A 14,082-nucleotide genomic window follows, 5' to 3' on the forward strand; every position below is an offset into this window, starting at 1 on the left:
CCTCTGATAAAGATATCTCAGGCGAGAAGGTAGAATACCGTCGCCGCAACACAGACCGTCACGGGCAGCGTCAGCAGCCAGGCCATCACGATCTTGCTCAGCATCTTTTTGTTAATGCCAGAGCCCGCAGCCACCATCGTTCCGGCCACGCCGGATGTGATGATATGCGTCGTGGAAACCGGAAGGCCAGTATAACCTGCCGTCATAATGAGGCCCGCCCCCACGACTTCCGAAGCCGCACCCTGTGCCGGCGTCAGATGCGTCGTTCCAATGCCTTCACCCAGCGTCCGGACGATGCGCTTGTAGCCGACCATCGTTCCGATGCCGAGGCAGAGCGCACTCAGAAGACGTACCCAGCCGGGAGCGTATTCAACAGTCGGCCGCAGTTCGGATGCAAGGCGGGAAGCCTGCTTTTTCTCGGCATCGGAAGCAGCGGGATTTGCGGCAACGGACCGCAGGCCGGACAGAACCTGATACACATCGCCACGCAGTTCAGCCGGTACCTCTGAAGGGCCGTCCGTCTGCGAAAGGCGGTTGATTGATGCGATGGCATCTTCCTTGAAAGAATACCGGTCATACTGCGTCACCAGCGGGAGCGCCTGCTGTGCGTCCTGACGGATCTGCTGAATGCTGACAGGAGCGGCCGGATTCAGTGCGAAAGTCGCGGGCATGATGCCGATAATCGTCAGCATGATCAGGCCGATGCTCTTCTGACCGTCGTTGCTGCCATGCGAGAAGCTGACGAGCGTGCAGGTCAGAACCAGAACACCGCGTACGATCGGGTTCGGTTTCTGATCAGGCATCGGCGCCTTATACATTTCCGGCATCTTCACGAGCGAACGGATGAGGAAATACAGCAAAAGCGCGCCTACAAAACCCAACAGAGGCGACACGGCCAGAGCACGGAGCACCTTCCAGATCTGGCTCCAGTCCACGCTGTGCCCCAGTTCACGGGCGTGAACGAAGGAGTCACCAATGGCAATGCCGACCAGCGAGCCGATAACGCAATGGGAGGAAGAGTTCGGGATCCCGAACCACCATGTCATCAGGTTCCAGGCAAGAGCCGTGCCGAAAAGAGCAACCAGCATAGGGACAGCCGGATTACCGCTCGGCGGCGAAAGCACATCCGGCGGAAGAAGTTCCACCAGCGCGTAAGCGACGGAAATGCCGCCCAGAATTACGCCCAGAAGATTCATCAATCCGGACCAGACGACCGCGACGGTCGGCTTCAGCGAATTGGTATAGATGACAGTTGCAACAGCATTGGCCGTGTCATGAAAGCCATTGGCAAATTCAAACACACAGACCAGAACGAAGCAGAGGCATAACGCGACAAGCGATACAGCCGAGGAGGGGTCAAAATGAAACATAAATCCCGGATTCCGTTATTCTGCCTCCTGCCTTAATCCATTTAATAAATTTTTAGTTATGACGTTTCTGCTTTTCATAAAACTTTCATAGTAACAGCATAAGACACATAAAGTATAAGATGCGCCATCAGCCTTCTATCGGCCTGTATCGCATTCCTCAGGGCACAAGTGCTTTTATGAGCGCCTTGAGAGCCTTCTGTGCGGCTTTGGAGCCCCATTCCCGCAACAGTTCACGAGCCTGTGGCTGTTTCGAAAGCGCTTCAGGCGTTTCCCTGATTGGTGGCATGGCACTCACATGATCCTTGATGCTGGACGGAAGTGCCGGGAAAGGATCAATATTTACCAACTGCGTCAGCAGCGCCACGCTCGTAATGCGACAGGTCGGACGGTGTGTATTCAGACACACATACGCCCCTGTGCCGTTGACTGCGGGATCATAAATAGCCTTCCAGGTCACCGCAGGAACCGGAATACGGCCCTTCCCGATCGTCCGGACGTCATCCGGATCGTAACCCGGCCCGGTTACGACGAAGATTTCGCCTTCCTGACGCGCCCAGCCCCTGACAGCACTTTCCACACCTTCCCACGGACCACGATTCAACTCCGCTGTCTGAGGGATGATGTTGGACAGCAGGAATGACTCCTGCTGCGCCCTCAGGCCCGCCTCATCTCCGCTGGGCGTCATATGTCCCCGGTCATAACCCGATGCCCTGTAATCGTTCAGAGTAGCCTGCATACGGAAAGGAAGACGCCCATCAGCGGAAAAACTCCCCTGCCGGCGCGTCCGGTCTGCAATTTCCAGGTTTTCTTCCGTCAGGTCCTCGGCAGACCAGAGTGGGCCTTTGCTCGCTTCCGAGACAAGAACGGCATAACCGGAATTACAGAGCTGAACCGTGCCGATCCGCGCGGTTTCCCGCAGGATCGCGGGGGGCTGGCCCTCCGCAAAAAGGGCTGGACATGTCTCCGCCAGAGCCGAGGTGGAAAAGATCAGGGCCAATACAGGAAAATACAGAAAATATTTCAACAGCGTCTCGCACGCCCGGTCTCACGGGGTCAGTTCCGGGAGCGCCCGGTGTTAATGGATCAGGACGCTCCGCGCAACTGACTGATTTTTCAATTTCTTTTCATGACAGCCTTGATCAGGTGCACCGCTCCGTCATCCTTCAGCACAACCGGCGCTTCATTTTCGAGGTGGCTTCCGTTTTCCCAGACGTCCACCACGCCCCGGCTGATCTGATCCGGATTTCTCACCTCAACCCGGTAGGTCGCTGTTTTCCAGCGGAGCACCACGTCAAACCCCGGCCATTCCGGCGGAATGCAGGGCGAGAGAAACAGTTCGCCGTCCTCGATCCGCACACCCAGCAGGACCTCAGTACCAACACGCTGCATCCATCCTGCCGAGCCCGTATACCAGGACCAACCGCCACGCCCGACATGGGGTGCTGCGGAATAGACATCCGCCGCCACCACATAAGGCTCCAGCCTGTACCGCCCGGCAGCAGCTTCGTTCCGGGCATGATGAACGGGGTTGATGGTGGCAAACATTGCATGGGCCGCAGCTCCGTCCCCCAGAAGGGCGGTCGCCATGACGGTCCAGAGAGCAGCATGGGTATACTGACCGCCATTTTCCCGAACGCCGGGCGGGTAGCCGCGAATATAGCCTGGGTCAGGCTCGGATTTATCAAAGGGCGGCGTCAGGACCATGATAATGCCGTCGTCAAGCCGCACGAGCTGCTCCCGCACTGCCTGCATGGCCAGGCGGGCGCGCTCAGGGTCTCCAATCCCGGAAATCACGGCCCAGGACTGCGCGATCGCATCAATCCGCCCTTCCCTGTTGAGATGACTGCCCAGCGGCGACCCGTCATCAAAATAGGCCCGGCAGTACCACTCCCCGTCCCAGGCATTTTCAAGTCCTGCCTTGAGATCCGTAAGCGCACGATGCCACTTCTCAAGACGGGCCTGGTCGCCCCGCGCCTCCGCATGAGGGATAAACGCCTTCAACGCCGAGGACAGGAACCAGCCAAGCCAAACGCTTTCTCCCCGACCGGCCTCGCCGACGCGGTTCATCCCGTCATTCCAGTCGCCAGTCCCCATGAGCGGCAGGCCATGAGCCCCCCATGTCAGACTGTGGTCGAGCGCTAAAGCACAGTGTTCGTAAAGCGAAGCGCGCTGTTCCGTCATTGAGGGCTGAAGGAAGCGTTCATGCTCGTCATTCGCCAGCACAGGCGCCGCAAGGAAGGATAATTCCTCATCCAGGACACTGCGGTCCCCGCTGACACGCACATATTGCGCGACTGTAAATGCCAGCCATGCGCAGTCGTCGGAAATGCGCGTCCGCACGCCGTTGCCCTTCTGGGGCAGCCACCAGTGCTGGACATCGCCTTCTACAAACTGCCGCGACGCGGCGCGCAGCAGATGCTCGCGGACCAGTGCAGGGGCGGAGGTTACAAGCGACATCCCGTCCTGAAGCTGGTCGCGGAACCCATACGCACCGCTGGCCTGATAGAATCCGGCCCGCGACCAGATGCGGCTCGACAGGGACTGATACAGGAGCCACCCATTGAGCATGATGTCCATCGACCGGTCCGGAGTGCGAACCTGAAGGGCTTCCGTAACAGAACGCCAGCCCTGCTTCACCTCCTCCAGAACAACATCGAGATCCGCGGCCCGGTATTGCGCAATCAATTTCCGGGCGTGCTCGACATTCTGTCCTTGCCCCAGAAGGAAGACGATTTCCGTCTCTTCACCCGGCGCCAGACTGAGGACCGTCTGCAAGGCCGCGCAGGGATCGACACCTGCGCCGACAAAACCCGCAAGATCACCACCTCGAACAATCGCCCGAGGCGCGGACAGGCTCCCGTAACGTCCCAGAAATGCCGTCCGGTCATCCATACCCGAAACCGGATGCCCGCCGAAATCCGCAAATGCCACACGATCGCCGAACGTATCTCCCCATACATTCCGGGCGAATACGGCACCCGTTTCAGCATCGGTTTCCGAGAACACAAAGGGCGCCGCAGACATCCGGGAGCGCCCGAGAACCCATTCCACATAGGCCGTCGCGCGCAAAGTCCGTGTGCGGGAGGTCTGATTCACCAGACGCAGCCTTGAAATCCTGATCGGATCTTCCTGTGGCACATACTGCAGCAGTGTACTGGCAATCCCGTCCGCAACCCGCTCGAACCGACTGTAACCGCGCCCGTGATACGCAACATGGACCGCCGTTTCGTCAGAACAGACCGCCGCCAGAGGCGACCAGAAAACCCGGCTCTCCTCATCGCACAGATAAAAAGCCTCTCCCGGCGGATTGCTGACAGGATCGTTGCTCCAGGGCGTGAGCTGGTTCTCACGGCTGTTTTCAGACCATGTATAGCTGCTGCCTTCCGCTGAGACCTGAAACCCGAAATGTGGATTTGAGATCACGTTGATCCACGGCGCCGGCGTGGTGCGACGTCCGCGCAGAATTACGACATATTCCGTCCCCTCCGCCGTGAATCCTCCATACCCGTTTGAAAGTTCGAGTTCCGGAAGTTCTGGAGTTTCTCCTGAAGCCCGGTAAGGCCGGAAGAACGTTTCCTTCCCCAAACCTGCCCTGTCCAGCCGGATCGTTTCCGCCCGGGTGATCTGATATTGCAGACTCCCGCCCTTCCCGGGAAGAACCACGCGCGCAGCAGAAAACAGAAGCTCCTTCACGCCCCCCGACATCAGGCTGCCCCGCAGCAGATGAACACCCCCGGCACCGCTTCCCATCGAAGACGACCTGACGAGCGTTTCAAGTGCCTGTTGAAGATCTTGCGCATACGATGTCGGGTGTTCATTCAGGATGACCACATCCACGGCCAGCGCCTTGATCCGGAAATATTCCTGTGCCCTCAGAACCGTGCGGGCAAGCTCAAAGTCCTCGCTTTCGCTCACGACAAGAAGCAGGATCGGCAGATCGCCCGACAGGCCCTGCCCCCACAGATCGGTCTGGCGCCCCGCTCCGCGCCTGATCTGCTCAGGAGAGGCCCGCAGCGTCGGACCCGCGTAAAGCAGGAACCCCGCCAGCTTCTGAAACAGATCAGCCTGAGTGGGGCGGATGTCGAGATGCCGCAACTGAACCTGTGCATGCGTCCATGCCAGCGTCAGGGCGCGGTCAAGATCCGCTGCATCCTGATGCCGCTCGATGCTGTCCATCAGAGCGGCTCGCGTTGAGGCCACAATCGTCCAGAACGACAGCCGACGTGTGGCCCGTGGCGGGACAGCCAGTCTGCACCGCAAGGCAAAGGCCGCATCCAGAACCGTACCGGTGCTCCCTGAAAGTTCCGCAGCTCCCTGCAACGCGAGTGGTGCCCGAAGATCACGGCCCCGTCCAACGAACCGGGCGCGGTCAGTTTCTATGGAAAGAGGTCCTCCCCCGACGACCAGACAGGCGGCCCAGATTTCCTGCTCCCCCGGACTGCGGCGACGGCGCGTGGCGATAATGGCGCGCTGCGATGGAAGATATTCCGTCTGTACGAACATCCGGGCGAAAGCGGGATGGGCAAGGTCCGTCTCCGGCGGGCAGAGCGCCAGTTCGACATAGGAAGTCACTTCGATCTCAACAGTCGCCAGACCTGTATTCCTGACCGAGACACGACGCAGTTCCGCATCATCCTCCGCAGAGACCAAGACATCCATCATCGTCGTCAGTTCACCATCCTGACGCAGATAGGTGGCGCGGTCTTCGCGGAACTCGACGCTGCAATGATCCGCCGGAACCCCGCAGGGCTGGAAACCGGCGGACCACACACGGCCACGTCCGGTATCCCTCAGATAGACATAAGATCCCCAGTTATCGAGCGTCCCATCCTCCCGCCAGCGCGTTACCGCCTGCCCGTTCCAGCGGCTGTAACCCGACCCTGCGGCGGTCAGCATGACGCTGTAACGACCATTGGAGAGAAGATGCGTCACCGGAGGGGCATCCACATCCAGCATGACCTGCCGCCCTCCGGGAGCCTGTCCCGTCGAAGCCGGAGGCGGAAGCAGTTTTTCTTCCTTCAGCGGACGCGTTATGGCCCCTCCGATCGGCGCGCGCTCCTGAAGCAGAAGCTCGGCAGCGCCCATCATGGGTTCCGCATGAAACCGTCTGCGCATGATCCCATCCAGAATGGTATCTGCGAAAGCCAGAATGGACATACCCTGATGATGCGCCATGTAGGAGCGAATGATCGCAGGATTTTCTCCCGGCCGCAGGCGCTCTTTCGTGTAGTCCAGGGCCTCGTAAAAGCCGAATGCTCCCTGTGCGCCGAGTGCCTCCAGACGGGCAAAATTCGCCACGGCCTTGCGGGCATTCACCATGGCGGCCAGCGCCGTCGCATAAGGCGCAATTACGAGGTTCTGTGCAAGGCCCCGCTTCATTCCCAGACCCGGGACGCCGAAATTGGAGTACTGGTAATTATAGTCCAGATCCCGGGCATTATAGGCTGATTCCGAGATGCCCCAGGGCGTTTCACGCGCCTGCCCATATTCGATCTGACGTCTGACGATCTGTCGGCTGGTTCCTTCCAACAGACTGTCGAACGGCGCCGCCATAACCAAAGATGGCATCAGATATTCGAACATGGAACCTGACCACGATACGAGCGCCTCACCACGCGCCACAGCAGCGACAGGCCGCCCCAGCCGGAACCAGTCCCGGGCAGGAACATCGCCTTTCGCAATTGCAAAAAATGAGGCGAGGCGCGCTTCAGACGCCAGAAGATCGTAGCAATTATCGTCCAGAACGCCGTCATTGACGACATACCCAATCGAAAGCAGACCGCGCTCACGGTTACGCAGGAAGCCGAATTCCATATCAAGCGCCATGGTCCGGGCCTGTTCTGCCAGTTCCTTCAGCAGTCTGGCTGTCTGCAGTCCGGCACCGCCGTCTCTCTGGTCGCTGCGAATGGCATTCTGGGCAGCCTGCAGCCAGAACAGGACACTTTCCGCTCCTCCTGCCGGAACGCTATCCCTGTCACTGACTTTCCGTGCTCTCGTTCCGTTCAGGGACTGCACGGCCTCACCGGCACGGGCAACGAGAGCCATCAGTCTTTGCTCGACAAAAATCTGCCCGGCAGCATTCTCCAGCAATTCATGCAACAGCGACCGGATATCCTGCGCGATGCTGACCGAGCGAAAAGCGTCGCCAGCTGCGGTCAGGTCTGCCTGCGCCAGAGCCAGCGCATCCTGCACGCCCCGTCTCCAGCCGTCAGGCGAACGGCCCTTGTGTTCCCATTCCATAAAGGTCCGGCCCAGCGCAATCAGATGCCCTGCCAGATTGCCGCTATCGACGGTCGAGACATACACCGGCGTGAGAACGGACAGGTCTTCCGTGCTGTACCAATTGTAGAAATGTCCCCGGTAGCGTGGCAGCCGGGCCATCGTCGCGAGCGTTTCCTGTACCCGCTCCACAGCCTCGGCCATACCGATCCAGCCAAAATCATGCGCGGCGACAACGCACAGGAGATACAGCCCCATATTTGTAGGCGACGTTCTGCGCGCCAAGAGGGCGGCGGGCTCTTCCTGAAAGTTGTCAGGCGGCAGGAAATGATCCGATTCCGTGACGAAGGTCTCGAAATATTTCCATGTCCTTCTTCCCTGAAGGCGCAGGACCATTGTTTCGTCCACTGTTGCCTCAAGTCTGCGCGCGGAAACACTGTATTGGCTCGCCTTCCACGCGAAGACCGGCGACAGCACCCAGACACATGCAAAGGGCAGCATCACAAGCCACACCAGAGGTGCCATCAGAGACATCAGAGCAAATGCGAAAGCACCGAGGAGGATGGCCCCTCCCATCTGACGTACGTATCCCATCAGACTTTCACGCGGCGCCTCGGCGGCCTGCGCCGCTGTCACCCATTGCAGGAGATGCCTTCGGGTAACGAACACTCTCGCAAACGTGCGGACGATCGCATCGCCCATCAGGCAGGCTTGATCGGCCAAAAACACCAGACAGAGCGCGGTCGTCAGAACAGTCCGTTTCAGATCCGTTCCGAGCAGGGCAAGGTAACTGTCAAGCGTCTCCCCCTGCCGGAAGCGAAACGCGTCAATCAGTAGAGGAAGAACGGCTGGAATGGCGACGGTTGCAACGATACATGCCGTCCAGACAAAGGCATCATGCCCTCCCAGCATCCATCCTGCGAACAATGCCGCCACAGCCATGGGTGCGGACAGACTGCGCCGCAGGTTATCCAGCATTTTCCAGCGTGCAATGCCTGTCATGGGTGTCGAGCGTATGCCGATCGTCGGCAAACGTCCCATCCATGAAAAAATCCATGGCAGAAGCTGCCAGTCCCCTCGCGCCCATCTATGCAGGCGGGATGCCGAAACGAGATAGTCCGTCGGGAATTCCTCGATGACTTCGATATCGGTCACAAGTCCGGCACGGGCGAAAACACCTTCGAACAGATCGTGACTCAGCAGCGTTCCTTCAGGTACACGACCGGCCAGCGCAGCCTCGAAGGCATCAATGTCGTAAATTCCCTTGCCGGCAAACGATCCTTCGGAAAACATGTCCTGATACAGGTCCGAAACAGCGGCCGTGTAGGGCTCGATACCATTCGGGCTGGAAAAGACGCGCTGAAACAGCGTACTACTCCGCGTCTTGGGCAGAGAGGGCGTCACGCGTGGCTGGAGGATCCCATAGCCTTCTACGACAGCACCACGTCCTGGATCGAAGCTCGCCCTGTTCAGGGGATGGGCCAGTTTACCGACCAGGCGCCGTACCACTTCGTAAGGCAGCCGCGTGTCGCTATCGAGCGTCACGACATATCGTACGCCTTCTGGAATCCGCTGCCCCGGAAGCAGCATGAAGCTCGTGTCTTGTGCTCCGCGCAGAAGGCGGTTCAACTCATGCAGCTTGCCGCGCTTGCGCTCCCAGCCGATCCACTTCCCTTCACCTTCCGACCATTTCCGGCGGCGATGCAGCAGCAGGAAACGCTCCGAAGCCCCATCAGCCGCTCCATCAGTTCGCCCGTACATACGGTTCAGCCGCGCAATGCCCTGCACGGCCTGCTCCAGCAGGTCCTCGTCTCCCGCACGATGTTCGGAAGACCAGTCCGTCCAGTCCGTCAGCAGCGCAAAACTGATATCCCCGTCCCGGCTGGCGAGATAATGTTTTTCAAGCCGGTCAACCATTTCTCCAACGGCCTGACGATGCGTCAGCAGGGTCGGCACTACGACCATCGTCCGCAGATCCGTTGGAATGCCCTGCTTGAGTTCCAGTGACGGAAGTTCCGAAACCGTAATGGCCCACATCAGAAAACGGTTCATTCCGGAAACCACGGCATCAGAGGCCGGAATAAATCCCAGAAAAAGCAGCAGCAGAAACGCACGGCCCGGCAAATAGCCGTTCATGAGCGACAGAAACCCTGACAGCAGAAGCAGCGTCAGCAGCGTTACGGCAATACTGTATCCGGTAATGCCAAGCTGTCGGCAGATCCTCCCGACCTGGACCCGCAAGGGTGCGCGAAAGCCCAGCTCTTTCTCCAGAGTCGGGCGTCCTTCCGCAATCAGATAATATCCGGGGTCCGCGCGCCGCGGTTCTGCAGACTGCTCAATCCGTGCGTTCTGTGCTTTTGCGACCGCCAAACTGGCAATGTCGCATTCTGAAAACTGCGATCCTTTCGCAAGCTTTTCGACAGCCCGGCAGTACAGATGGCGGGTTGTCAGATCCATCCTGGAAAATTCGCCATGGGCCGCCAGCGTCCTGCTGACGAGGCTGACATCCTCGACCAGATCGTTCCAGTCCGTCGTCGTCATCAGCCTGATACTGTTGATGATGTTGCGGATTGTCGCGTTCAGGGCCCCCTGTTCCTGCATCTCCTCATGAACGATCGTTTCGAGATCCGTTCCTTTTTCCTGAAGCACCCCATCAAGCCACAGAAAAGCGGGGTCTTTCTGTGGATCATGCCCGCGCAGGCGATGGGCAAACTGAACGAGAAAAGCGCGGGAGAGCATGGGGGTCTCGACCCTGGCGAGAACCTGCATGGTCTGTGGGCCATTGGCACCCCCGTTTTCCGTCAGTGCATCAACAAGAGTGTCGGCCTTCTCCCGTGCCTTCAGGTCATCACTGATCTTTTGTGAAATGCGCCGCAGATTTTCGATCAGGACGATGCGCATATTGATCGGGACCGCCCAGAGTTCCCGGATCAGAAGAGGCTGGGTCTGCTGATAGGTCTCGAGAAACTCCCGGATCGTTTCCGTGCTGATATGACTGTCAGTATGCGCCACCAGCGCCCAGGCGATTTCAAACACGCGAGGCAGGCCGGAAAATGCACCATCCACCAGTTTTGGAAGATCACGGTAATATCCGACAGGCAGTTCGACCTTGATGGTCTGGATCTGCATATCCATCAGATAATAGTTGTCGATCAGCCATTCAGCCGCTGGCGTCAGCTGCTTTCCCTGCTCCGAGGCGTGGGACAGAACGATATTGATATCCTGCAACACCCGCGCATTGTCGTTCAGACGGGCAATCAGCGGGCTGCCATGAGTGCCAAAAATGGTCCGGGCATGGGAAACTGCCAGACTGCAAGCATGCGCACGCATCCGGTCCAGTCCAAACAGATCTGCCCGAATGGGGTTTTCATCCGCCCAGCAGCTTCGCGAATGTGCTCCCACTGCCGACGCCCCCGGGAAACGGGAGGAGGCTGATGTGACTGCCCCCAGCAACCTGAGTATTTCTGTTCTGATCGACATCTTTACCGCCTCCCTTCCGGAATGGAGAACCATCCAGACGCCCTAAACCGGATTCAGAAGGCTATTTTCAGCAACAGGTTCTTGTTATTTCTTTTGTGACTGATCACGTTTCCTTGCTGTTGAGAGAATGTCTGCGAAAAACTGCAACTGTTTGAGAACGTTACTGGCAATACTTCAGGACTGTCTGGCTGAGGGATAACCAAACATTGCACAATACGACAAGGAAACGACCTGCCACCATGACCGTCCGCCTGTTCGCAAGCGCCCTGATGGGGGCCGCCTTAACCGGAATTTTACCCCGAGCGGAAGCTGCGCCACCTGCGCTCCCTCCCCTTGCGCATGCCGAACTGGAAAAGGGAGCTCACGCTGCCCTTTCCACGCACGGAATTGTCGCAGAGCTGGATGTCAGACATACGACACGATGCACTGTGCCGATCGTCTGGACCGATGCGGATTCCAGCCCGACATCTCCCTGCAGCATGGCATTCCTGACCCTGCGCACGCCCGGCAACACACAGGCTCATGCATCTTCTTTTCCCCTGACGCCCTACGGGACGGAAGATGACGGCATGGCGCAACTCAGGATGTCCTTCCGGCAGCTCGACGCGTCTTCACCGTTTCCCCAAGTCATGGTCTCCGCCTATACGGGGGGCGCGCATTGCTGCTCTCTCACCTCCATTTTTGATCTGCGTTCCAACGGACACTGGCAGCATCTCGAACTGGGGGGGATGGACGGCGATGGCGAACCGGAGGTCGTGGATCTTGTGGGAAATGGACAGCAGGAAATCCTGACTTCCGACCAGTCCTTTCTCTATGCTTTTGCATCCCATGCCGGCTCAGAAGCGCCTGTTGTAATTTCGCGCTATCACGATGGTGTTCTGGAGAACGTGACGCGTGATCCCGTTTATCGGGACTATCTTGCAAAAGATCTTGCAGACAGGCGCCGTAACTGGACCCGCTCCGGCCGTTTCGAGCCTAACGGCTTTCTGGCCTATGAGGTCGCGACCATGGCCAATCTGGGCAAATTCCCCGAAGGCTGGCGCGATATGCTGGCTCATGCACAATCCACGAAAGAGTCTGGATTTGGTCTTTCCCTTTGTGACCTTAAACCCGCCGCAGAAAAACAGAACGGTCATGGCTGTTCGATCAAAGAAAAAGAGCTGCTTCCGTTTCCAGAGGCCCTTTCGGCGTTTCTTGTCCAGAGCGGCTACATAACGCCGGAACAGGCTGCTTCGGTCAGAAAATCTCAGGACCCGAGCACTGCTTCTCAGGCGCAAGCGTTGCCTCCCACAGTCCCCGAAACAGGGAACCCGACGTCTTCATCATCCGCACTGGCTCGACCACCAGAAACGGACACGGCTTTCTCTCCCTCGCTCAGATCCACGAAATCCAGTGTGCTGCTCCCTGTTCTCGCAGGTCTTGGTCTGGTTTTTTATTTTCTTCCAATGCTGATCGCCTACAGACGCGATACTGTCGATCAGCGAAAAATTGCGATAATAACGGTCCTGCTGGGCTGGATGATCATCGGATGGATCGCAGCCCTTGTCATGGCCCTCACGCAGCGCTCACGGAAAGTATAGACCCGCAGACCACAATCAGTTTCTGATCCTGCTCCGTGCCTCCCGCAGCGTCATGGTCCCGACCCGCTGCGAGAGGTAAATCCCGGTTTTGCCCGAACAGACGCAGGCCACGAAACATCCGATCGCGAAATAGACGATATCCGCGGCGCCAAACAGCTCCACGCCCATGAGGGTACAGGCCAAAGGTGTGTTCGCAGCTCCGGCAAAGACCGACACAAAGCCCACGGCAGCGAACAGGTCCACCGGCACATGCAATGCATGGGCCAGAACATTGCCCGCCGCAGCCCCCAGAAAGAACAACGGCGTCACCTCCCCGCCCTTGAAGCCGCTCGCCAGAACGACGACCGTAAACACCAGCTTCCAGAGCCAGGACCACGGATAGAATGTAGGTCCGAAAAAACTGACAATGGACGCTCCGCCGGGTTCTGCCGGAAGAACCCCCAACCCAAGATAATCCCTGTTTCCAACCACCATGACCAGAAGAATGGTCGCAATCCCGCCAATGGCTGGTCGCAGCCATGTTCTCGGACAGACTGTTTTCATCACTGCTGCCAGACGGTGCACACTTTCGGCAAAGATCCAGCTCAGCAGACCAAAGACTACTGCCGCACCGGCAACCTTCGCAGCCAGCACGGGATTGACATGCCATAGCGTGCCGTCGGCCATCACTGTTCCCTGAAACATCAGGGGATAAAAAACATGGTGCACACCCCAGGCGCGACAGGACCAGTCTGCAATAATGGATGCCGTAGCCGCGGGCAGAAGGAAGCGGTAGTCAAGCCGACCGAGTGTCAGAACTTCAAGAGCGAAAACCGCTCCTGCAACTGGGGTTCCGAATACGGAACCAAAGCCGGCAGCAATGCCGCAGGTGAGCAGGGCACAGGTTTCTGAAGGACGAAGCCTGAACAGTCGCGCAGTCGCACTGGCCAGACTGCCTCCAACCTGTATGGCTGTCCCTTCCCGCCCAACAGAGGCTCCGAAAAGATGGCTCACAACAGTAGCAATGAGCACGAAAGGCGCCATCCGAAGTTGAACTCCGGCGCCCGGCTCGTGGATTTCATCCACGATCAGGTTCGCCCCACCCTCCACATCACGTCCGAACCAGAAATACCACAGTCCGACAGCCACGCCCGCCAGAGGCAGGCCGAACAGCAGTCCCGGATGAGCGGTCCTGCAGGCAGTAACAACATCCAGAAGCCACAGAAACAGAGCGCAGACACTGCCGATGCAGACTGACAGCATCACTAGGACAGCGGCCATCCGGCAGTAGTCGAGAACACTGGAAAAACGGAATTGATTTCGAACGTCGTTCATGGCGGACGCAGGTCTCCTGTCTTGTCCCCTAAGGACATTAAACAGGAATCATCAGCTTCCGGATGAAGCGGTTCGACCACAGACGGTCAGGCAGAATCCATTGCCTTCAGACAGACAAA

Annotated in this window: 5 protein-coding genes and 1 riboswitch; of the genes, 1 reads left to right on the plus strand and 4 read right to left on the minus strand. The window is 58.4% G+C overall.

Annotated features, from left to right (window positions below):
- Positions 1-17: 17 nt before the first annotated feature.
- The 3 genes from HK22_RS13140 to HK22_RS13150 form a co-directional block, all read right to left on the minus strand.
- Positions 18-1,370: an inorganic phosphate transporter gene (locus HK22_RS13140; RefSeq protein WP_086649582.1), complete on the minus strand. Its 1,353-nt coding sequence runs from the start codon at positions 1,368-1,370 to the stop codon at positions 18-20.
- Positions 1,371-1,527: 157 nt separating this feature from the next.
- Positions 1,528-2,394: a DNA/RNA non-specific endonuclease gene (locus tag HK22_RS13145; protein WP_062028901.1), complete on the minus strand. Its 867-nt coding sequence runs from the start codon at positions 2,392-2,394 to the stop codon at positions 1,528-1,530.
- An 89-nt stretch (positions 2,395-2,483) separates the two neighbouring features.
- On the minus strand, positions 2,484-10,919 hold the full coding sequence (locus tag HK22_RS13150) for a GH36-type glycosyl hydrolase domain-containing protein (RefSeq protein ID WP_233142648.1): 8,436 nt from the start codon (positions 10,917-10,919) through the stop codon (positions 2,484-2,486).
- Positions 10,920-11,308: 389 nt separating this feature from the next.
- On the opposite strand from HK22_RS13150, the gene HK22_RS13155 reads away from it, so the two are divergent.
- Positions 11,309-12,649 carry a superinfection immunity protein gene (locus HK22_RS13155; RefSeq protein ID WP_086649584.1) on the plus strand — a complete coding sequence of 447 codons (1,341 nt, stop codon included), beginning with the start codon at positions 11,309-11,311 and terminating at the stop codon, positions 12,647-12,649.
- Positions 12,650-12,664: 15 nt separating this feature from the next.
- Here HK22_RS13155 and HK22_RS13160 read toward each other — a convergent pair whose 3' ends face one another.
- On the minus strand, positions 12,665-13,963 hold the full coding sequence (locus HK22_RS13160) for a voltage-gated chloride channel family protein (RefSeq protein WP_086649585.1): 1,299 nt from the start codon (positions 13,961-13,963) through the stop codon (positions 12,665-12,667).
- A gap of 35 nt (positions 13,964-13,998) precedes the next feature.
- Positions 13,999-14,077: riboswitch (Fluoride riboswitch) on the minus strand.
- Between the last annotated feature and the right edge of the window lie 5 nt (positions 14,078-14,082).

The sequence above is a fragment of the Gluconobacter sp. DsW_056 genome (genome assembly GCF_002153595.1).
GTDB lineage: Bacteria > Pseudomonadota > Alphaproteobacteria > Acetobacterales > Acetobacteraceae > Gluconobacter > Gluconobacter albidus.